Origin of the sequence: Nocardioides sp. NPDC059952 (assembly GCF_042730435.1) — a bacterium.
Taxonomy (GTDB): domain Bacteria; phylum Actinomycetota; class Actinomycetes; order Propionibacteriales; family Nocardioidaceae; genus Nocardioides.
The window spans coordinates 1-20,147 of sequence record NZ_JBHWLY010000040.1 but is presented as its reverse complement, the minus strand read 5'-3'; the positions used below and the strand labels follow the sequence as shown (position 1 = coordinate 20,147).

General features: G+C 69.7%; 20 protein-coding genes and 1 pseudogene. 5 read left to right on the top strand and 16 right to left on the bottom strand.

All coding sequences use genetic code 11. The annotated features are described in order from the left end of the window. Nucleotides 1-10: 10 nt before the first annotated feature. Both ACFV9G_RS18295 and ACFV9G_RS18290 read right to left on the bottom strand, forming a co-directional pair. A complete protein-coding gene (locus tag ACFV9G_RS18295; protein ID WP_378728923.1) occupies nt 11-493 on the bottom strand; it encodes a hypothetical protein in 483 nt (160 codons plus the stop codon). 20 nt (nt 494-513) lie between these two features. Continuing rightward, nucleotides 514-1,515, bottom strand: coding sequence for an NAD-dependent epimerase/dehydratase family protein (locus tag ACFV9G_RS18290; RefSeq protein ID WP_378728955.1), 1,002 nt, complete (start codon nt 1,513-1,515; stop codon nt 514-516). 148 nt (nt 1,516-1,663) lie between these two features. Here ACFV9G_RS18290 and ACFV9G_RS18285 point away from each other — a divergent pair, with 148 nt between their 5' ends. Both ACFV9G_RS18285 and ACFV9G_RS18280 read left to right on the top strand, forming a co-directional pair. Continuing rightward, entirely contained in the window at nt 1,664-2,842 is a 1,179-nt protein-coding gene (locus ACFV9G_RS18285; RefSeq protein WP_378728922.1) for an alcohol dehydrogenase catalytic domain-containing protein, read from the top strand. 197 nt (nt 2,843-3,039) lie between these two features. Next, nucleotides 3,040-3,699: a GGDEF domain-containing protein gene (locus tag ACFV9G_RS18280; RefSeq protein WP_378728921.1), complete on the top strand. Its 660-nt coding sequence runs from the start codon at nt 3,040-3,042 to the stop codon at nt 3,697-3,699. Nucleotides 3,700-3,728: 29 nt separating this feature from the next. Here ACFV9G_RS18280 and ACFV9G_RS18275 read toward each other — a convergent pair whose 3' ends face one another. From ACFV9G_RS18275 to ACFV9G_RS18265, 3 genes are all read right to left on the bottom strand, one after another. Then, on the bottom strand, nt 3,729-4,577 hold the full coding sequence (locus tag ACFV9G_RS18275) for an SDR family oxidoreductase (protein WP_378728920.1): 849 nt from the start codon (nt 4,575-4,577) through the stop codon (nt 3,729-3,731). Continuing rightward, nucleotides 4,574-5,041: a peroxiredoxin gene (locus ACFV9G_RS18270; RefSeq protein ID WP_378728919.1), complete on the bottom strand. Its 468-nt coding sequence runs from the start codon at nt 5,039-5,041 to the stop codon at nt 4,574-4,576. Before ACFV9G_RS18270 ends, ACFV9G_RS18275 begins: the two co-directional genes overlap by 4 nt. A 66-nt stretch (nt 5,042-5,107) precedes the next feature. Then, nucleotides 5,108-5,635 (bottom strand): GNAT family N-acetyltransferase, encoded by a 528-nt coding sequence (locus ACFV9G_RS18265; RefSeq protein ID WP_378728918.1) that lies wholly within the window; start codon nt 5,633-5,635, stop codon nt 5,108-5,110. 64 nt (nt 5,636-5,699) lie between these two features. Here ACFV9G_RS18265 and ACFV9G_RS18260 point away from each other — a divergent pair, with 64 nt between their 5' ends. Next, nucleotides 5,700-6,197: a winged helix-turn-helix transcriptional regulator gene (locus ACFV9G_RS18260; RefSeq protein WP_378728917.1), complete on the top strand. Its 498-nt coding sequence runs from the start codon at nt 5,700-5,702 to the stop codon at nt 6,195-6,197. A gap of 63 nt (nt 6,198-6,260) precedes the next feature. Here the strand turns inward: ACFV9G_RS18260 and acnA are convergent, their stop codons facing one another. Genes acnA through ACFV9G_RS18210 form a run of 10 tightly spaced genes read right to left on the bottom strand, consistent with a single transcriptional unit; the run spans nt 6,261 to nt 18,105 of the window. Beyond that, nucleotides 6,261-8,936: an aconitate hydratase AcnA gene (gene acnA, locus ACFV9G_RS18255; RefSeq protein WP_378728916.1), complete on the bottom strand. Its 2,676-nt coding sequence runs from the start codon at nt 8,934-8,936 to the stop codon at nt 6,261-6,263. Continuing rightward, nucleotides 8,933-9,244: a putative quinol monooxygenase gene (locus ACFV9G_RS18250; RefSeq protein WP_378728915.1), complete on the bottom strand. Its 312-nt coding sequence runs from the start codon at nt 9,242-9,244 to the stop codon at nt 8,933-8,935. Before ACFV9G_RS18250 ends, acnA begins: the two co-directional genes overlap by 4 nt. After that, entirely contained in the window at nt 9,244-10,311 is a 1,068-nt protein-coding gene (locus tag ACFV9G_RS18245) for an Ldh family oxidoreductase (protein WP_378728914.1), read from the bottom strand. The genes ACFV9G_RS18250 and ACFV9G_RS18245 overlap by 1 nt, the downstream gene beginning before the upstream one ends. Continuing rightward, nucleotides 10,311-10,937, bottom strand: a complete 627-nt coding sequence (gene otnC, locus ACFV9G_RS18240) for a 3-oxo-tetronate 4-phosphate decarboxylase (RefSeq protein ID WP_378728913.1) — start codon at nt 10,935-10,937, stop codon at nt 10,311-10,313. The genes ACFV9G_RS18245 and otnC overlap by 1 nt, the downstream gene beginning before the upstream one ends. Further along, on the bottom strand, nt 10,934-12,178 hold the full coding sequence (gene otnK / locus ACFV9G_RS18235; RefSeq protein ID WP_378728912.1) for a 3-oxo-tetronate kinase: 1,245 nt from the start codon (nt 12,176-12,178) through the stop codon (nt 10,934-10,936). The genes otnC and otnK overlap by 4 nt, the downstream gene beginning before the upstream one ends. Then, nucleotides 12,175-12,849, bottom strand: a complete 675-nt coding sequence (locus ACFV9G_RS18230) for a hypothetical protein (RefSeq protein WP_378728911.1) — start codon at nt 12,847-12,849, stop codon at nt 12,175-12,177. The genes otnK and ACFV9G_RS18230 overlap by 4 nt, the downstream gene beginning before the upstream one ends. A gap of 45 nt (nt 12,850-12,894) precedes the next feature. Continuing rightward, entirely contained in the window at nt 12,895-13,983 is a 1,089-nt protein-coding gene (locus ACFV9G_RS18225; protein ID WP_378728910.1) for an isocitrate/isopropylmalate dehydrogenase family protein, read from the bottom strand. 43 nt (nt 13,984-14,026) lie between these two features. Then, nucleotides 14,027-15,151, bottom strand: coding sequence for an ABC transporter ATP-binding protein (locus tag ACFV9G_RS18220; protein WP_378728909.1), 1,125 nt, complete (start codon nt 15,149-15,151; stop codon nt 14,027-14,029). Then, nucleotides 15,144-16,910 carry an ABC transporter permease gene (locus ACFV9G_RS18215; RefSeq protein ID WP_378728908.1) on the bottom strand — a complete coding sequence of 589 codons (1,767 nt, stop codon included), beginning with the start codon at nt 16,908-16,910 and terminating at the stop codon, nt 15,144-15,146. Before ACFV9G_RS18215 ends, ACFV9G_RS18220 begins: the two co-directional genes overlap by 8 nt. Before the next feature lie 7 nt (nt 16,911-16,917). Beyond that, entirely contained in the window at nt 16,918-18,105 is a 1,188-nt protein-coding gene (locus ACFV9G_RS18210) for an ABC transporter substrate-binding protein (RefSeq protein WP_378728907.1), read from the bottom strand. Nucleotides 18,106-18,392: 287 nt separating this feature from the next. Here ACFV9G_RS18210 and ACFV9G_RS18205 point away from each other — a divergent pair, with 287 nt between their 5' ends. Beyond that, complete coding sequence (locus tag ACFV9G_RS18205) at nt 18,393-19,088, top strand: GntR family transcriptional regulator (protein ID WP_378728906.1); 696 nt, start codon at nt 18,393-18,395, stop codon at nt 19,086-19,088. 27 nt (nt 19,089-19,115) lie between these two features. Beyond that, complete coding sequence (locus tag ACFV9G_RS18200) at nt 19,116-19,835, top strand: transporter substrate-binding domain-containing protein (protein ID WP_378728905.1); 720 nt, start codon at nt 19,116-19,118, stop codon at nt 19,833-19,835. Nucleotides 19,836-19,883: 48 nt separating this feature from the next. Here ACFV9G_RS18200 and ACFV9G_RS18195 read toward each other — a convergent pair. Then, nucleotides 19,884-20,147 (bottom strand): annotated as a pseudogene (locus ACFV9G_RS18195) (TerC family protein); the annotation flags it as partial.

Here is a 20,147-nt window from a genome sequence, read left to right as displayed (position 1 = left end):
GGCAGTACCGTCATGCGCTGATCACGGTACGGCCCACCCGCAGGTGCAGATCCTCGAGCCGAGCGAGCTGGTCGTCGGCGCGGCGGATGAGCTCATCGAGCTGCAGCGCGTCGACACGGGCGTCGTCTTCGGTGGCCGTACGCAGCAGCTGCCACCCGGCGCGCTTGCCGGCCACCGCGTCTCGCAGCGCCTCCAGCTCGAACAGGTCCGAGAGCGGTGAGCGCCGCACCAGCCGGCCGTTCGGCTTGAACCGGCCCACGAACTCCACCGCCCGCCCCGTCGCAGCGGCGATGCGCGAGGGATCCGCGCCTGTCGCCACGATGATCTGTCGCAGCTGCTCGCGTTCCTCGTTCACCTCGGTCGCCAGCTGTCGCACCCGGGCGGCCACGTCAGGATCGGAGTGCGTGCGGCCGACGCGCTCGAACATCGCGGTGCCGGCGCTGGAACCGGCCCAGTGGTGCTGCAGGTAGGCGTGCAACAGGTCGTCGTTCATGGCTGCTCCTTCTCCAGAGGTCAGGGTCGTAAAGGCGGGAGCCCGCTGCCCGCCTTCTCCGGGATGCCGGAGAGGACGGCCTCGAGCGCATCCATGGCCGTGTGGCGCGGTTGCCAGCCGAGCTCCAGCTCGGCGCGGGCCGTCGACATCAGCGGCAGCTGCATGACCGCGTCCAGCAGACTGCCGGGGACGGGCACCAGCCGTGCGTGCCAGGCGCCGTCCAGACCGTGACGTGCCAGACCCGGCGGGACCTCGACCGTCCGAGCGCCCATCAGCTCGCCGAGCTCGTCTCGGCCGATCACGCCGTCACCGGCCAGGTTGAACGCGCCCGCCACGTCGCTGGTCGCGGCAGTGGCCAGGGCCCGGCCGACATCGCCTGCGTGCACGGCTTGAAACCTCAGGCCGGCCGGCACCGGCACCATCGGGATGCGCCGACGGTCCAGGAGCGCGGGCCGGGCCAAGGCGCCGCCGAAGATGCGCCGCTGCTCGCTGGCCGCCGAGCGCTGGAAGACGAACGCGGGCCGAACTCTCACCACGCGGACCTCGGGGTGGTCGCAGGCGAAGGCGTCCAGGGCCCGTTCGACGTACGCCTTCTCCCGGCAGTACGCGGCAGCCGACGCCCCGTCGGTCTCCCAGGTCTCGTCGACGGGATCGTCGTGGTGCACCGGAGAGTAGGCCGCCACCGAGGATGCGCACACGAGCGCCGGGACGCCTGCGCGGGCCACGGCCGCGAGGACTCTTCGCGTGCCGACGGCGTTGGTGGCCCAGGTCTCCTCGGGGCGGTGCGTGGGCTGGAACTTCCAGGCGAGGTGCACGACCGCGTCGGCACCTTCCACCACCGGCTCCAGGTTGGCCGTCGACACGTCGGCCACCCGCCACTCGACGGAGGCATGGGCAGAGGCCCGAGGGCCATCCGGAGCGCGGCGCGCGACGGCGACGACCTCGGCGGCGCCGTCTGCGGTGAGTGCCCGGATGGTGGCGCTGCCGAGGTTCCCCGACGCACCGATGACGACCACCTTCATGTTGTCCACGCCCTCCCTGCGGCCGGTCTGTTCTGCGGTGTGAGTCTCACCGGTACCCACCGCGACCGGGTTCAGCACTGCCGCGCGCCGGGCTTGAATCCCCGGATCGGGGTACCGCAGAGGTGACTCGATCCAAGGAGGAGCACCCATGAAGGCAGTTACCTGGCAAGGAAGACGCGATATCCGGGTGGACGACGTCCCTGATCCGCGCATCCTCGACGACGAGGACATCATCGTCGAGATCACCTCGACCGGGCTGTGTGGTTCCGACCTGCACCTCTATGAGGTGCTCACCGGGTTCATGACACCGGGCGACGTGGTCGGGCACGAGCCGATGGGGATCGTGGCCGAGGTCGGCCCCGGGGTCCGTGAGGTGAGCGTCGGCGACCGCGTGGTGGTGCCGTTCAACGTCAGCTGCGGCACCTGCTGGATGTGTCGGCACAGCCTGCACTCGCAGTGCGAGACCACCCAGAACCGCGACCAGGGCACCGGCGCCAGCCTCTTCGGCTACAGCTCCCTCTACGGCCAGGTCCCGGGCGGCCAGGCCGAGTACCTGCGCGTTCCCTTCGGCAACCAGCTGCCGATCAAGGTCCCGCAAGGTCCCACCGACGACCGGTTCCTCTTCCTCTCCGACGTCCTGCCGACCGCCTGGCAGGCACTGCAGTACGCCGACCCCGACCCGGAGAGCACCCTGCTGGTCCTCGGCGCCGGTCCCATCGGCGACATGGTGACCCGCTTCGCGCTCGACGCCGGCCACCGGGTCATCAGCGTGGACCGCGAGCGCGAGCGGCTCGCCCGGGTCCGGCAGCGTGGAGCCGAGACGATCGTCCTCGACTCCGGCGATATCGCCGAGCAGGTGCGCGATCGGACCGATGGACGCGGGGCGGACGCCGTGGTCGACGCCGTGGGGATGGAGGCCCACGGCTCACCGATCGTCGAGGGGATGACGAAGCTGCTGGCCACGATGCCGGGAGCCGTGAACCGCCCGGTGATGCAGGCCGCCGGCGTCGACCGGATGGCCGCGCTCCACACCGCCTTCGACGCCGTACGCCGCGGGGGCACGGTCTCGATCGCCGGCGTCTACGGCGGCGCGATGGACCCGTTCCCGATGATGCAGCTCTTCGACAAGCAGGTCGGCATCCGCATGGGCCAGGCCAACGTACGCGCCTGGACGGATGACCTGATGCCGTTCCTCGAGAGCGACGACGACCCGCTCGGCGTCGACACGTTCGCCACCCACCACCTCCCCCTGAACGAGGCTCCGGAGGCGTACAAGTCCTTCCAGGAGAAGGCCGACGAGATGGTGAAGGTCGTCTTCAAGCCCTGAGCCGGCCTCGGCTCACGACACCAACGCGACTGCAACGGCATCGAAACCATGCTTCAACGCGTTTGCAACCATTGCGGCTGTCTCACGTCAACCGCACCAAAGACATCGAGCTCGTCGCTACGCTGCGACGCCGACTGGCGGTTTAACGGAGTGCCCGTCCCAGTCGGTCCTGACAACGGCGCGAGGGATGACATCGAGTGGCAAGGCTCGCGATCGCCTTGCTCGCAGCAACCGCCAGCGGCGCATTCGGCTATGGATTCTGGCAGCGGCGCCGTCGGCACCTCGAGACGCGCAACGTGGGCGAGGTGCGAGAGCGGGCTCAAGAGCTCCAAGCCGAGGTCGGCAAGCTCATCGCGCGGGTTGAGGCACTGCACCGTGACAGCCTCACCGGTCTCTTGACGCGCGACCAGTGGGAGTCGGAGGTCGCCGCGCTGCTGGCCGGAGGACAGGCGCGAGCGATTCTGTGGATCGACCTCGATCGGTTCAAGGATGTGAACTCGTCGTTCGGGCATCTGGCCGGAAACGCGGTCCTCGCGGAGATCGGCAAGCGACTGCGGACAAGGGACGACGGAAGCCTCGCGGGTCGATTCGGAGGCGACGAGTTCGTCATAGCTCTCCCGTACGAGCCCGCGGCGGCGGAGCTCGACCAGATCTCGGAGCAACTGCGCACACCGATCACGATCACGACACCCCTTGACCCGACTCCGAAGACAGTGAACCCGACTGCGTCGATCGGCGTCGCACTGTGGTCCTCCGCGGCACCACCTGGAGTGCCTTTCCTGTTGGACCTCGCAGACCGTGCCATGCGTGAGGCCAAGAAGACGGGCGGCTGCGTGACCATGACCCACGGAGCATGATTAGTGGTGAGTCCCGCCGTCCGTGCCACCTACCCGCCGGCGGCGAGGTAGTCGCGAAGGCTCAGGGGCTCACGCCCAGTGAGAGTGGCTACGGCCGTGCTGACCCCGTCGAGCTCGCCTGCGGCGATCGCGGTATAGGTGGAGACCCAGGCGTCGTACTGCCAGTCGGGCGCCTCCCAGCGGCGGCGCGAGGCGTAGGCCTCCTCGATCGTCTCGTCGTGATAGCGCACCTCGCGGCCGCGATGCTCGGTGAGGATGTCGGCGACCTCGCTCATCGTCAGCGCCTCGGGTCCGGTGAGGTCGTACGTCAGCCCCCGGTGCAGCTGCGGTGCCGTGAGTGCCGCGACGGCGGAGCGAGCCACGTCGGCCCGCGCGACCGGCGCGAACCGCCCATCGGACGCTGGACCTCGGATGACGCCATCCTCACCGACCAGGGCGGGGAGGAAGTCGAGGTAGAAGTTGTCCCGCAGCAGGGTGTAGGTCATGCCGCTCGCCTTGATCCGCTCCTCGGTCGCGAAGTGGTCGCGGGCGAGCGTGAAGGCCGCATCCGGCGCGGCACCGAAGAAGGACGTGTAGACGATGTGCTCGACCCCGGCCGACGCGGCGGCGTCGACGAAGGTGAGGTGCTGCTCCAGGCGGTCGGCCGACTCCGAGGCCGAGACCATGAGCACGGTCCGGACGCCGTCGAGGGCCCGCGCCGCGGCCGCTGCGTCGCCGTAGGTGACTGCGAACGCGTCGGCTCCGGGGATCTCGGGGGCCCTGGCGGTGTCACGTACGAGAAGCCGGAGAGCGGTGTCGGAGCCACCCAGCGCACGGGCGACGGCACCTCCGACGAACCCGGTCGCCCCGGTGACCGCGATGGTGGGCCGGGTGGTCATCCCATCTCGTCCCTGAGCGCCGCGAGGGCCTCGTCGGCGTGGATCTCGGCCTTGAGCATCCCCTCGACGACGGCCTTGATCCGGCCGTCGGTGCCGATCGCGAAGGTCGTACGCTGCAGCGGCCCGAGCTTGCCGAGAATGCTGGGCTTCACGCCGTAGAGCTGGGCCACCGAGCCGGCGGGGTCGGAGAGCACCGGGTAGTCGAGATCGTGGTTGGCGGCGAAGCCGGCCTGCTTCTCCACGCTGTCCTTGCTGATCCCGAGCCGGTGGGCGCCGATCTCCTCGAACTCCGCGGCGAGGTCGCGGAAGTGGCAGGCCTCCTTGGTGCACACGGCAGTCTCGGCGGCCGGGTAGAAGAAGAGCACCACGGGTCCATTCTCGAGCAACGAGGAGAGCGTGACGGACGTGCCGTCCTGGGCGGGGAGGGTGAAGTCGGGCGCGACGGCGCCGGTCTCGAGAGGCATGGCGTCAACCTACTCCGCGGGCGAGGGATCCTCCGCCCGCACCGCGAGGACGCGATCAGGACGCGATCAGGAGGCGATCAGGACGGTCGCGAGCTGCTCGATCGGGAGACGCCCGCGTACCTCCACCACCGGCCCGCCGGAGCGCACCGCCTCGGGACCGAGCAGTGACCGGGCGATGTGCACCATCTGGCGATTCTCGGCCTGCACGTCACCGGTGAGGACGTGGATCCCGCGGCGGCCGGCCAGGCCGCCGATCTCGCGCAGCATCCGCACCCCGATCCCACGTCCCTGCCAGGCGTCCTCGACCAGCACCGCGACCTCGGCCTCGCCCGAGTCGTCGGGACTTCGGTCATAGCGTGCCACCGCGATCACTTCTCCCCCGACGACCGCGACCAGGGCCTCGCGGTCGTCGTGGTCGACCTCGACGAGATATCGCCGCAGCTTGAGCGACAGGCAGCGCAGCGGCGAGTGGAAGCGGCGGTAGATCGTCTCTGGGGACAGGCGGCCCCACAGGCGCTCGAAGGCGGCGATGTCATCGGCTCGCACCGGCCTCGTGACGACCGTGCCGAGCTCGACAGGCTTGGCTGAGTTCATGATTCGAACTCTCCTACCGCCATCTGAGTTCGTCAAACGAATTCAGCAGATATAGGCTTGGTCCGTGCTTGCAGATGAGATCGACCGCACCAGATGCTCGGTCGCCGGCACCCTGGCGGTGGTCGGCGAGAAGTGGAGCCTGCTCGTGCTCCGAGAGGCATTCCTCGGCGTACGCCGCTTCGCCGACCTCCAGAAGAACCTCGACGTCCCTCGAGCGGTGCTCACCAACCGGCTCAACACCCTCGTCGCGCAGGGCGTGCTCACCCGGGTGCCCTACCACGCCGAGGGTCAGCGCCAGCGCCACGAGTACCGCCTGACCCAGAAGGGCCTCGATCTCTACCCCGCTCTGGTCGCCCTGATGGCGTGGGGCGACCGTTATCTCGCCGAGGGGCACGGCTCGGCCCTAGCCCTCGAGCACCGCGACTGCGGGGCCGAGGTGCACCTCGAGCTGACCTGCGAGGACGGACACGTGCTCGGCGGACCGCGCGAGGTGCGGCCGATCCCGCTGGCGCGCATGGACCTGCTCTCCTCCGACGAAGGTGCCGAGCCCGCGAGGGGATGAAGCGAAATCCGGGCGCCGAGGGCTCACCCACGGCACTGTGTTCGGTCCACCTGCCCGCCCCACCTAGTCAGCGAGGATCCGGCGCAGGACGTAGGGCGTGATCCCGCCGTGCCGGTAGTAGGCGGCATCACGTTCGGTGTCGAGACGGACCCGCACCTCGAAGCTGGTGGTACCGGCCGTGACGACGACGGTCTCCGGACGCGAAGGACCGTTGAGGGCGTCGAGACCGGTGATGGCGTACGTCTCGGTGCCGGTCAGACCCCATGACTCCGCCGACTCCCCCGGCAGGAACTCCAGGGGCAGGATGCCCATCCCGATCAGGTTCGAGCGATGGATGCGCTCGAACGACTCCGCGAGGACGGCTCGCACGCCGAGGAGCGCCGGGCCCTTGGCCGCCCAGTCGCGAGACGATCCGCTGCCGTACTCCTTGCCACCGAGGACGGCCAGCGGGACGCCGGCGTCTCGGTAGGCCATCGCCGCGTCGTAGACGCTCTGGGTCTCGCCGGTCAGCAGGTTCAGCGTCGACCCGCCCTCGACGCCGGGAACGAGCTGGTTGCGCAGGCGTACGTTGGCGAAGCAGCCGCGCATCATCACTTCGTGGTTGCCGCGGCGCGAGGCGTAGGTGTTGAGCTGGAACCGCTCGACCCCGAGCTCCGTCAGGTAGCGCCCGGCCGGTGTGTGCACCGGGATCGCCCCGGCGGGCGAGACGTGGTCGGTGGTGACCGAGTCGCCCAGCTTGACCAGCACCCGGGCGCCGCTGATGTCGGCCACCGGGCGCGGCTCCCGGGTCATCCCGTCCAGGTAGGGCGGCCGGCGCAGGTAGGTCGACCCCTCGTCCCAGGCGAAGGTCTCCCCCGCCGGGACGTCCAGACCCTGCCAGCGCTCGTCACCGGTGAAGACGTCGGCGTACGCCTTGGCGAACATGCCCGCCTCCACGGTGCCGTCGATGACGTCCTGGATCTCGTGCGATGTCGGCCACAGATCGGCCAGGTGGACCGGGCGACCCTCGAGGTCGTGGCCGAGCGGTTCGTTGACGAGGTCGACGTCCATCGTCCCGGCGAGGGCGTACGCCACCACCAGCGGGGGCGAGGCCAGGTAGTTCATCCGTACGTCGGGGTTGATCCGGCCGTCGAAGTTGCGGTTGCCCGAGAGCACCGAGACGACGCTGAGGTCGTGCTCGTGGACGGCCTCGGCGACCTCGGGGATCAGCGGCCCGGAGGCGCCGATGCAGGTCATGCAGCCGTAGCCGGTGAGGTGGAAGCCGAGCTTCTCGAGGTAGGGCATGAGACCCGCGTCCGTGAGGTAGTCGGTGACCACCTTCGAGCCGGGCGACAGGCTGGTCTTGACCCACGGCCGGCTGACCAAGCCCCGCTCGACGGCGCGCTTGGCGAGCAGGCCCGCGGCCACCATGACCGACGGGTTGGAGGTGTTGGTGCAGGAGGTGATCGCGGCGATGGCCACGGCCCCGTGGTCGATGGCGTGCCTGTCTCCGTGGAGCGTCAGCTCGGCCTCTCGGCTCGGGCTCTCGGTGCCGGCGTCGAGCCCGAGGACCTCCGGAAGCGAGCGCCGGAAGGCCTCCTGCGCCTCGGTGAGCAGCACCCGGTCCTGCGGGCGACGCGGTCCGGCCATGGACGGCACGACGGTGGCCAGGTCGAGCTCGACCGTCTCGGAGTAGGCCGGCTCGTGGTCCGGGTCGAACCACAGCCCCTGGTGCTGGGCGTACGCCTCGACCAAACGGATCTGCTCCTCGGGACGTCCCGTGAAGCGGAGGTAGCGCACCGTCTCCGCGTCGATCGGGAAGTAGGCGCAGGTCGAGCCGAACTCCGGGCTCATGTTGGCGATCGTGAGCCTGTCCGGGAGGGTCGTCGCGGAGACACCGGGACCGTAGAACTCGACGAACTTCCCGACGACACCGTGCCGCCGCAGCTTCTCGGTGATGGTGAGCACGAGGTCGGTCGCGGTGGCACCCTCGGGCAGGTCGCCGTGCAGCCGGAAGCCGACGACCCGCGGCAACCGCATCGACAGCGACTCGCCGAGCATGACCGCCTCGGCCTCGATGCCGCCGATGCCCCACGCGAGCACGCCCATGCCGTTGACCATGGTCGTGTGGGAGTCGGTGCCGAGGCAGATGTCGGGATAGGCCCAGCCCTCCTCGGCGGTGACGACCCGGGAGAGGTACTCGGCGTTGATCTGGTGCATGATCCCAGTGCCGGGCGGCACCACGGCGAAGTCCTCGAGGGTGTCCTTTCCCCACTTGAGGAAGCGGTAGCGCTCGGTGTTGCGGACGTACTCGATCTCGACGTTGCGCTCGAAGGCATCGCTGCGGCCGAAGACGTCGGCGATGACCGAGTGGTCGATGACGAGCTCGGCCGGGATCTGCGGGTTGACCAGCGACGGGTCCTCCCCGAGACCGGTCATCGCGTCCCGCATCGCGGCGAGGTCCGCCAGGGTCGGCACGCCGTTGGTGTCGTGCAGGAAGGCGCGCGACGGGCTCAGGTCGATGGCGCTGTCGTGGCCGGGACCTTCGGCCCAGCCCAGCAGGAGCTCGACCTGCTCGGCGCTTGACCGCTCGCCGTCCTCGTGCCGGAGCAGGTTCTCCAGCACGACGCGCAGGCTCCAGGGCAGAGCGTCGATGTCGAGGCCGGCCAGGCTGTGGATCTCGTACGTCCTGCCGTCGACCTCGAGGGTGTCGCGGGTCCCGAACGAGTCGAGCGAGCGCACCTTGCTCGGGCGGGTCATGCCAGGTCCTCCGGGAACGCCGGCGTCGCGTACGTGTTGACGTGCCCGCCCTCGACCACGCACCGGTCCGCCACCGCACGCCATACGGCGTAGTGCGGCGCCTCTCGGTGGGCGCGACGGAACGCGTCCTCGTCGGTGTAGACCTCGTGCAGCACGAAGCGGTGGGGGTCGTCGGCACGGCGGTGCACGTCGAAGCGCAGGCAGCCGGGCTCGTCGCGCAGCGAGGCGCGGGAGTTGACCCGGATGCCGTCGAGGAACTCCTCGACGCGCTCGGGCCGGACGGTCAGGTCGACCAGGACGGTGAACATCAGCCGGCCACCTTCTCCAGCATCGAGTCGTCGAAGGCCACGCCGCACTCGGCACCGAGGTCACGCAGGTCGCTCACCGTCTTGTCCGGCAGACGTACGCCGGTCAGCCGGCCCCGCGCTTCCGCGCGGGCCTCGATCTCGCCGGGGTAGAAGATCTCCTCGACGCCGGGGGCGCGGGGCACCGACTTGGTCGCGGCGATCAGGTCGTCGATCCGTGCCCCGAATTCGCCGCCGGGGAGGACGGTGTCGACCCGGAGCGCCAGCACGAGGTGGCCGCACGCGCTACGCCGGTCGGGGACATAGGGACCGACGACGCCGGTCCCATAGCCCGACCCGGTCAGAACCCCGGAGAGCACGTCCATCACGAAGGAGATGCCGTAGCCCTTGTGGCCGCCCATCGGAGCGAGCAGGCCCTGGATCGCGACGTAGGGGTCGGTCGTGGACACGCCGTCGGTGTCGAACGCCCAGGTGTCGGGGATCTGCTCGCCGCGCTCGGCGGCGGCATAGATCTTGCCGCGGGCCACGCCGGTGTTGGCGATGTCGAGGACCACGGGCGGGTTGCTGCCGCCCGGTGTCGCGACCGACCACGGGTTGGCGCCGACGGTCTTCTCGGTGCCGCCCCAGGGGGCCATCGCCGGGCTGCCGTTGGTGGTCAGGATCCCGACGCAGCCGGCCTCGGCCATCCGACGGGTCCAGTAGGCGGCGGTGCCGAAGTGGTTGCTGTTGCGTACGGCCACGACGCCGATGCCGTGGACGGCGGCGCGCGTAACCGCGGCACGGGTGGCCCGGTCGGTGATGACCTGGCCGACGCCGTCGCGGCCGTCCATGACGGCCAGGGCGCCGGTGTCGACGACGATCTCCTCGCGGGTGACTGCCGCCATCACGCCGGAGCGGAGCCGGGCGACGTACCAGGGCAGGCGGAGCATGCCGTGGGACGGATGGCCCCACAGATCGGCGGTGACGAGGCTGTCGCTGACGAGCCCGGCGTCGGCCTCGGGTACGCCGAGGGAGACGAGCACGTCGGCGCCGAACTCGGTGAGCCGGTCGGGGTGGGCGATGACGGTCATCAGGGGAACCTCCGGGTCAGGTCTGCGACCTGTTCATGGGTGAGCGGTCGCGTGGCGTGGCCGCGGAGCAGCAGGAAGAGCCGGGCCGTCTCCTCGAGCTCCTCAGCCGCGTCGGCCGCGGCGGCCAGGTCGGATCCGGAGACGACGGAGCCGTGATTGGCCACCAGGAAGCTGTGGTGGTCAAGGGCCGTCGTCTCTGCGAGCGTCTCGAGCGAGGTGTCGCCGGGTGCGTGGTACGGCAGCAGTGGGAGCCGGCCGACGCGCATCACGTAGTAGGCGGTGAGCGGCGGCAGCACGTCGGCGGGGTCGACGTCGGCGAGGCAGGAGACCGCCACGGCGTGGGTGCTGTGCAGGTGTACGACGGCGCTCGCCGTGGGCCGCGACCGGTAGACAGCCGCGTGCAGGAAGGCCTCCTTGGACGGCTTGACACCGTCGACGTGGCGACCTGCGAGGTCGATGACCGACAACGCGCTCGGGTCCAGGGCACCGAGGCTGATACCGGTGGGCGTCAGCAGGATGCGGTCCTCGGCCACCTTCGCACTGAGATTGCCGGTGCGGCCGAAGGTCAGCGAGCGGTTGAAGAAGGACGCGCCCAGCTCGACGATCTGTTCAGCGACGCCGCTCATGCCTCGGCCCCCGCGGCGCGGACCAGCAGGTCCTCCGTGCCGAAGTTGCCCGACTTGAGCAGCAGCGCGAGACCCTCGTCGGCGAGACACCACGGCACGCCTCGGTCGGCCTCGTGATCGACCAGGACGCTGCGTACGCCGAGGGCCTGGACGACGGCGCCGGAGGTCTCGCCCCCGGCGACGACGATCCGCCGGGCGCCTCGGTGGGTTGCCGTTCGCGCGAGGGAGCCGAGTGTCCGTTCGAGGATCGACGACGTCTCCGCGCCCATCGCCGCCTTGGCGAGCTCACGCTCCTCCGGGCCGGCCGAGGAGTAGACCAGGACCGGTGACTCGCCCAGATGGCCGGTCAGCCACTCGGTCGCGGAGGCGAGCATCTCGGCGGGGTCCGGGGTGAGCGTGGGGTCGAGCCGATAGGACGGCATGACCTCGGCTGCCGCGGCGACCTGGGCGAGCGTGGCTGCCGAGCAGGAACCGGCGAGGACCACCCCCGGGCCTGCGGGAAGCTCGCCCGCGGGTGTCGACGTCCTGGACCCGGCCGCGGCCACGGCACCGGCCGCGCCTGCCAGGCCCGCTCCCCCGGTCAGCAGTCGGAGGTCGGTGGCTCCCTCAGCGATCGCGAGCAGGTCCGTGTCGCGGACCGCGTCGGCGACCACGTGACGTACGCCGGCAGCGGCATGCGCCTTCAGAGCCACCATCACTGCGCCGGATCCTTCGGTGATCGTCGACAGCGGCAGCGCCCCGACCACGCCGGTGGTCTGTCGCTGCAGCACCCGAACCAGGTCGGGATCGGTCATCGGGGTCAGCGGATGGTGCCGCATCGGCGACTCGCTGAGCAGCCGGTCCCCCACGAACAGATGCCCGAGGTACGTCGTCCGGCCGTGCTCCGGAGAGGCCGGGCAGATCACGGTGGTCGGCTCACCGAGCGCGTCCAGGAGGGCGTCGGTGACCGGGCCGATGTTGCCCTCGTCGGTCGAGTCGAAGGTCGAGCAGTACTTGAAGTAGACCCGCTCGACGTCGCCCGCCCGCAGCCAGGCCAGCGCAGCCAGCGACCGGGCGACGGCATCCTCGACCGGGACGGTCCGAGTCTTGAGGGCGATGACGACGGCGTCCACCTCCGGGGCGACCGTCTCCTCATCGGGTGCGTCGAAGAGGAGCGCCACCGAGAGCCCCGAACGACGCAGCGCCGCGGCCACGTCGGAACCGCCGGTGAAGTCGTCGGCGATGCAGCCGATCGCGATCACGAGACGCGCTCCTTCAGCCGGCTCGCCAGCGAGCCCGCGGCCAGGTGCGGTGCGCTGAGGACAGGCACGTCCACGACGGCCGCGATCCCCGCGAGTGCGGGCGCCAGCGAGTACTGCGCGAGCACGATGACCTCCGCCGACCTGGCCGCGGTCACCGCCTCGGCCGCCATCAGCCGGGTCAGCTCGTCGAGGTCTCCGGCCGTCGCGGCAGCGGCGGCACCGCGCACGAGAACCGGCTCGATCTCGCTCGCCACCCCTGCCGCGGCAAGCCAGTCCCCCAGACGCTGAGCACTGTCAGCGGCAGCCTGGCCCAGCGACGCGAGCACCGTGATCCGCCCGGGGCGGAGCGCCACGACGTGGTCGAACATCGCCTGGTCCGAGGCCAGTACAGTGACGGGCTGGTGCGCCGCCACGTCGTGGGCGACGGGACCGTACATCGAGCACGAGAGCTGCACCGCGTCGGCACCGCCGTCGACGGCGTACTGGATCAACGTGCTCATCCGGGCACGCAGTTCCTCGGTGAGGCCACCCGCCGCGTCCGCGTCGGAGACGAGCCGGTTGTCGAGCAGGTGCCAGAGCTCGGCCTCGGGGAACTCGTCGCCGAACGCGGCGTCGGCGGGGGCCAACGAGGCCTGGCTCGCGTGGATCAGCGCGACGGTGGGCCTGGACATGGGTGGTGCTCCTCCTGGGGTCGGGGACGTACGTTCGGGCGGCCGTCAGGCCGCGGCGATGCGAGCGACGACGGCGTCGGTGAACTCGCGGGTGCCCGCGCTGCCGCCGAGGTCTCGGGTGGACACTCCGGCCGCGACGGTGGCGGCGACGGCGTCGTCGAGGCGGCGCGCCGCGTCGGCGAGCCGGGCGTCGTCGTGGCGGCTGCTGAGCCAGTCGAGCAGCATCGAGCCGGAGAGGTTCATCGCGATCGGGTTGGCGATGTCCTGGCCGGCGATGTCAGGCGCTGAGCCGTGCGAGGCCTGGGCCATGGCGTGGGTGTCGGAGGTGTTGATCGACGGGGCGATGCCGAGCGAGCCGGCGATCTCGCCGGCGAGGTCGGAGAGGATGTCGCCGAACATGTTCTCGGTGACGATGACGTCGAAGTCGTCTGCCCGGCGCACCAGGTGCACGGTCATCGCGTCGATGTGGAAGTCGTCGACCTCGACGCCCGGGTAGTCCTTCGCCATCTCACGGCAAACGTCGCGGAACAGGCCGGTCGTCATCTTGAGCACGTTGGCCTTGTGCACGATCGTCACCTTGTTGCGGCGGCGGGTGGCGAGCTCGAAGGCCGCTCGGGCGATCCGCTCGGTCCCGGCGCGGGTGATGATGCCGTGCATGATCGCCACGTCGGGCGTCGGCATGATCTCGCCGGTGCCCCGGAAGGTGTTGCGGTCGGCGTAGAAGCCCTCGGTGTTCTCGCGCGCGATGACGAGATCGGTGCCGGGGACCACGGCGTTGCCGCCTTGGAAGGCCTTGGCGGGCCGGATGTTGGCGTAGAGGCCGAAGTGCTTACGGATCGTGCCGCTGGGGTTGAGCTGGCTGCGGTACGGCTCGGGGTAGGCCGCGCTGTCGTGCGGTCCGAGGAGCCAGCCGTCGAGGTCCTCGAGGACTTTGAGGGTGGTCTCCGGGGTGTGGCTGCCGTGCTCCTCGATCGCCGAGGCGCCGAGCGGGAGCTCGTGCCAGTCGACCGGGTCGATCCCCGCGGCGGCGACGGCCGCGTCGATCATTGCGACCGTCGAGGGGACGATCTCGGGTCCGATGCCGTCGCCGAGAAGGACGCCGAGTCGGTACGTGCGGGTGGGCTGTGTGGTCACGTTGGTGGCCTTTCGATGGGAGGAGGTAGGTGGGGCGGGAGGGTCAGGAGACCGTGAGCAGGTCCCGCTCCTCCTGGCTGAGCGCGACCTTCTCGGCGTAGAGCAGGGCGCTGCCGGGCTCGAAGACCAACTGGACGCCGCCGGTGAGACCGGGGTGCTGGCTCTCCACCTGGACGACCTGGTTGCCGAGGCGTACGTCGTACTCGTAGTGGCTGCCGACGTAGGAGGAGGTGAGGACCTCGGTGTCGAGCCGGTTGGTGCCGGGCGTCTCGGCGCCGGCGGGTACGACCTCGAGCCGCTCGGGGCGGATCGCTACCGTGATCCCCTGACCGGGTGAGGTCTCCAGGTCGGCCTCGACCACGACGACGCCGTCGTTGGCGTCGAGACGGACGGTGTGCCGTGAGCCGCTGGACTCCTCGACCTTGCCCTGGAAGAAGTTGCAGCGGCCGACGAAGGCGGCGACCTCGGGGGTGGCGGGACGCTCGTAGATGGCGTGCGGGTCGGCGACCTGGAGCATGTGGCCGCCGGACATCACCGCGATGCGGTCGCTGAGCGCGAGCGCCTCGTCCTGGTCGTGGGTGACGTAGACGGTGGTGATGCCGAGCTCCACCTGGAGGCGCTTGAGCCAGGCCCGGGCCTGCTCGCGCAGCTTGGCGTCGAGGTTGGAGAGCGGCTCGTCGAGCAGCAGCATCGTGGGCGAGTAGACGAGCGCGCGGGCCAGCGCGACCCGCTGCTGCTGGCCGCCGGACAGCTGGTGCGGGTAGCGGGCGCTGAGGTCGGCGAGGCCGACCTTGTCCAGCGCGTCGTGGATGAGCTCCTTCTGGCGGGCCTTGTCGACCTTGCGGATGTCGAGCGGGAGCGCGAGGTTCTTCGCGATCGTCATGTGCGGCCACAGGGCGTAGGACTGGAACACCATGCCGAGGTTGCGCTCCTCCGGCGGCAGGAAGGTGCCCCGCTCCTGGTCGACGAACGTGGTGCCGTCGACCGTGATCGCCCCACCCGTGGGACGTTCGAGGCCGGCGATGCAGTTGAGGGTGGTCGACTTCCCGCACCCGCTGGGACCGAGGAGCGTGAAGAACTCGCCGTCCTTGATGGTGAAGGTGTTGTCGTGGAGAACGGTGTTGTCACCGAACTCCTTCTTGAGGTTCTTGACGACGAGCTCAGGCATGGTGCTTTCCCTTCATCAGCAGGCCTGCAAGTGCCACGAAGGCGGCGGTGATGGCGATCTGGACGGTGGCGAGCGCGGCCACGGAGCCGGTGCGGCCCTGAGCCCAGAGCTCGAGCATGGTGGTGCCGAGGATGTTGCTGTCGGCAGAGCTGAGGAAGACGGCGGGCGAGTACTCCTTCAGCATGATCACGAAGGTGAGGACCAGCGCTCCGGCGAAGGCGGGCGTGATCAGCACACGCAGGACCCGGAAGAACGTCATCAGCCAGTCGGCGCCCGAGACCCGGGCCGCGTTGTCCAGCTCGGCCCCGATCTGCATGATCGCCGGCGCGACGGATCCGAAGGCACTCGGCAGCGCCCGGAGCCCGAAGGCGATGACCAGGGCACCGAGCGTTCCCTGGACCAGGGTGCCCGCACCGAACGGGGCGAAGGCGAAGGCCCAGAAGAAGCCGATGCCGATGATGATCCCCGGAACCGACTGCGGGATCAGGGCGAGGTACTCGACCAGGCGGCCGAAGCGGAAGGTCGACCTCCGCGCGACCATGACTGCCATCACCGCGAGGGCGCTGACCAGGACCGAGCCGACGCCGGCGACGATGAGGCTGTTGACGATCGACTGGCGGTAGGACTCGAACTGGAAGACCGTCGCGTAGTTGTCCATGGTCAGGAAGTCGAACGGGTTGCGCAGCGGCGTGAAGATCAGCGTGAAGGAGCGGAACACCAGCCCCAGGATCGGGATCAGCGCACCGAAGACGACGTAGAACGCGATGAAGGCAACGCTCACCCACTTCACCCAGCCCAGCTCGAGCTTGCGTGGCCGCGTGGCCTTGCCGCGCACTGAGACGAACCGCGCGGAGTCCTTGAGGAGCTTGGCCTGGAGCGCGACCAGACTGATCGTGACCAGCAGGATCACGACGGAGGCAGCGCCGAGCACGGTGTAGTCGGGGTCCACGGCCTGGAGGCCGTTCTTGTAGAGGAACGTGGAGAAGACGCTGATGTTGACCGGCTGGCCGTAGAGCAGCGGGACGCTGAGCGTCTCGACAGACATCGAGAAGATCAGGATCGAGCTGTAGACCACCGGCGGCCGCAGCATCGGCACCACGACCTGGAACAGGATCCGCGCCGGTCCGGCACCGCACACCTGGGCCGCCGACTCGAGCGAGGCGTCCGACTGGCGCAGCGCGTTGGCGCAGAAGACGTACGCGATCGGGGCGAGCGCGACGGCCTCGGTGACGGCCATGCCGGGGATCGAGTAGAGGTTCCACGGCACGGCACCGAAGAGCTGCTCGACCTGGGTGCTGACGAAGCCGGCGGGGCCGTACATCAGGATCCAACCGAAGCCGAGGATCAACGAGGAGATGAAGAACGGCCACTGCATCGCCAGCGCGATCAGCCGTCCGCCGGGAAGCCGGGTACGCACCACCACGACCGCCATCGGCACCGCGATCATGATGCTGAGGGCCGTGGTGAGCGTCGCGAAGATCAGGGTGTTGAGGATGACCTCGCCGAACCCGGAATCGGTGAAGAGCGCTCGGTAGCCCTCGAGGGTCAGGACGCCGCCGTCCTCGTAGAGAGGGCGATCGACGACGCTCTGCCACAACGTGGGGACGACCGGTGCGAGCACCAGGATCGCCAGCACCGCCAGTACGCCGTACATGGTGAGCTGGTCCCGACCGACACCGAACGGCCTGCGGTAGCGCGGCGCCCGAAGGTCGGGCCCCTGGTCCTGAGACGCCGGCGGCGTCGTGGTCATGGTTGCCATCGGGAGCTCACTCCTCCTCGGGGGCGGGCTCGACGTAGCTGTAGAACTTGTCCAGCCAGGCGTCGACCTCGTCCTTCGGCACGGTCTCGTACGGCGCGAAGAGCACGTTCTCCTCGCCGACCGCCTCGACGACCTCCTGGTAGGTGTGCAGGCCCGGGCCCTCGATGCCGTCGCGATAGGAGGACAGGCCGCCCTCGGCGACCGCACGCTGACCCTCGTCGGAGAGCAGGAAGTCGACGAAGAGCTTCGACGTCGCGGCGTGCGGCGCATCGGCGGCGATGCCGACCCCACGCGGAAGGATCGTGGTGCCGTCCTCGGGATAGATCACCTCGACCAGGCCCTGGCTGTCGTCCACGACAGGGAAGGCGGGGCCGCCGCTGACGAAGAAGCCGGCGAGGTACTCCCCCGACAGGATCTTCTCCATCTGGGTGCCCGAGGAGGTCTCGGCGCGGGTGTACGGGAGCACCCGCTCCAGGTCGCTCCAGCCGTCAGGGTTGGCCTCGGTGAAGTTGCGGGTCACCGTGAACCCGAAGCTGCTCTCCGGGTCGCGGACCGTGATCTTGTCCTGCAGGAGGTCCTTGTTCTCCTCGGCGATGTCGGCCAGGTCGGCGACGCCCGTCGGGGCCTCAGGCATCAGTTCGGTGTTGTAGGCGATGGTCTGCGGGTCGGTCGACATCGCGTAGACATCGGGGAGCAGCTGGGCGAAGTCCGGAAGCTTGGCGAGCTCGGGCGACTCGTACGCCTGCAGGGTGCCCTCGCGCTCGGCGAAGTCGGCCCAGGCGACCGACGCGTTGGAGACCACGAGGTCGACGGGCGAAGAACCGGTGGCCTGCTCGGCGAGGACGCGCTGGAACACCTCGTCGCTGTCCAGGTCGTTGGCCGAGACCTTCTCGACCCAGGGGAACTTCTTCTTGAAGTCGCGGAAGATCGGCGCCCAGTTCTCCTCGGAGGTGTTGGAGTAGATGGTGAGCTCCCCGCCCTCCTTCTTCGACGCGGCCACGACGTCCTCGGCATAGCTGTCGGGGTAGTAGTCGGGCACCTCCTCGACCGAGATCTTGTTCTCCTTCGGCTCGACGGCGGCCTCGCCGCCGCCACAGGCGACCAGCGATGCCATGGCGAACGCGCCGACGGCGGCCAGCGCCAGGTGTCTGCGGACTGGTGATCGGGTCCCGAGCCTGGACGTGGATGACTGCATGGGCTCCGCTCCTCGATGAGGGGTCTAGGGGTGTGATGAGCGCCACTGTGCTCGTTATAACCTGTAACCGTCAAGCGTTCGCGGCAAAACAACACCAGGATCCGAGTCATGATCGGCGAGTCAAGATCTCAGCAACACGTATCTGACCTGCACGTTCTCGAGGGTCAGTGCTGTTCGCCTCATCGGAGGAGAAATTCTTCGAAGCTTGCCACCAAGGCGCGAATGTGCGTGACACATACCCATCAGATCGAGTACGTTATAGCGAGTTTCAACAAGGGAGACATGCCATGACGGAGCCCGCCGGGGTCTACGCCACCAAGAGCGACTACGCCTACACACGACTGCGCGACGGCATCCTGACCGGGGAGTTCGAGCCCGGCACGGTGCTGCACCAGGCGACCCTGGCGAAGACGATCGGGATCAGCACCACACCTCTGCGCGAGGCGATGCGCCGGCTGATGACCGAGGGGCTGGTGGAGCTGGACGCCCACCGTGACGCCCGCGTCTCGGCGCTCACCGCAGAGGAGGCACGCGACCTACTCGAGGTGCGCCGCTCGCTCGACCCGCTCGCCGCATCCCTCGCCGCGCAGCGGCGCACCAAGGACGACATCCGGGCGATGCGCGAGGCCGCGGCATCCCTGCATGCGCTCCCCAACCAGCCCAGCGTGTCGGACCTGGTCGCGCACCGCCGTTTCCACGCCGCGGTCTACACCGCCTCCCACAACGACATCCTCATCACCACGCTCGCGGGGCTCTGGGACAAGGCCGACCGCTATCGCCACCTCGGCCTGCAGGTGGAGCGTGACCAGCCGGAGCGGGACGCCAAGGACCGAGAGCACGCCAAGCTCCTGGACGCGGTGATCCGCGGCGACAGCGACGGCGCCGCCGAGGTGATGCGTCAGCACATCGCCACCAGCCTCGGAGCCAAGGCGGCCAGCCGGCTCGGAGCGGACGAAGAGCCTCCCCACCTCACCCTCAGCTGACCACCGATCCATACACCAGGAGTCCAGATGCCCTCGCCGAGCCCGCTCGCCACCCTGATCGCCCCCACCGGCACTCTCCGGGTGGTCATCAACCTCGGCAACCCGGTGCTCGCCCAGGGCACCGCTGAGGACCCTCGCGGCGTCACCGTCGCCATCGCGCGGTCCGTGGCGGACTGGCTCGGCGTCCCGCTCCAGCTCCACTGCGTCAACGCTGCCCGCGACTCGTACGCTGCGATCACCGAGGGCCGGGTCGACCTCTGCTTCCTCGCCAACGAGCCGGCGCGGGAGGAGGGCGTCGTCTTCACGGCTCCCTATGTGCTCATCGAGGGCGTCTACGTGACCGACGCCGACTCGCCGCTCACCGGGGCGGACAAGATCGACCGCGACGGCGTACGTATCGGCGTCCGCGACGGGTCGGCCTACGACCTCTTCCTGACCCGCAGCCTCCGGCACGCGGAGGTGGTCCGCGCCGACGAGGCCACCGACGTCTTCGAGGAGCAAGGGCTCGACGCGGCCGCAGGGGTGCGCCAGCCGATGGAGGAGTACGTCGCCGCGACCGGCCGCCGGATCCTGGAGCCGGCGTTTATGGAGATCCGCCAGTCCGTCGGCCTCCCCCGCGGGCTCGACGCGGAGGCCGTCGCCGCCGTCTCGGCCTACGTCGAGGAGCTCAAGGCGACGGGATTCGTCCGCGATGAGCTTGCTCGCAGCGGCGTCGCGGCGACCGTCGCGCCTGCTTCGGCTCGATGATCTGACGGATCTTGCGTCGAGCAGGACCCGAACCGGTTCGACGAGGCGTCACATGCTGCGTGGGCCGGTGGCGTCGTCGCGCTCCTTCGCGGTCATGCTGCGCGACTTCAGCAGGCTCAAGATGGTGGTGATGGCCAGAATGCCGATGATCACGCTCAGGGAGACCTCGATGGAGACCTCCGGGGCCCACTCGACATGCTCACCACCATTGATGAAGGGCAGCTCGTTCTCGTGCAGCGCGTGGAAGACGAGCTTGAGGCCGATGAACCCGAGCAGGATCGCCAGACCGTAGGACAGATAGACCAGCCGCTC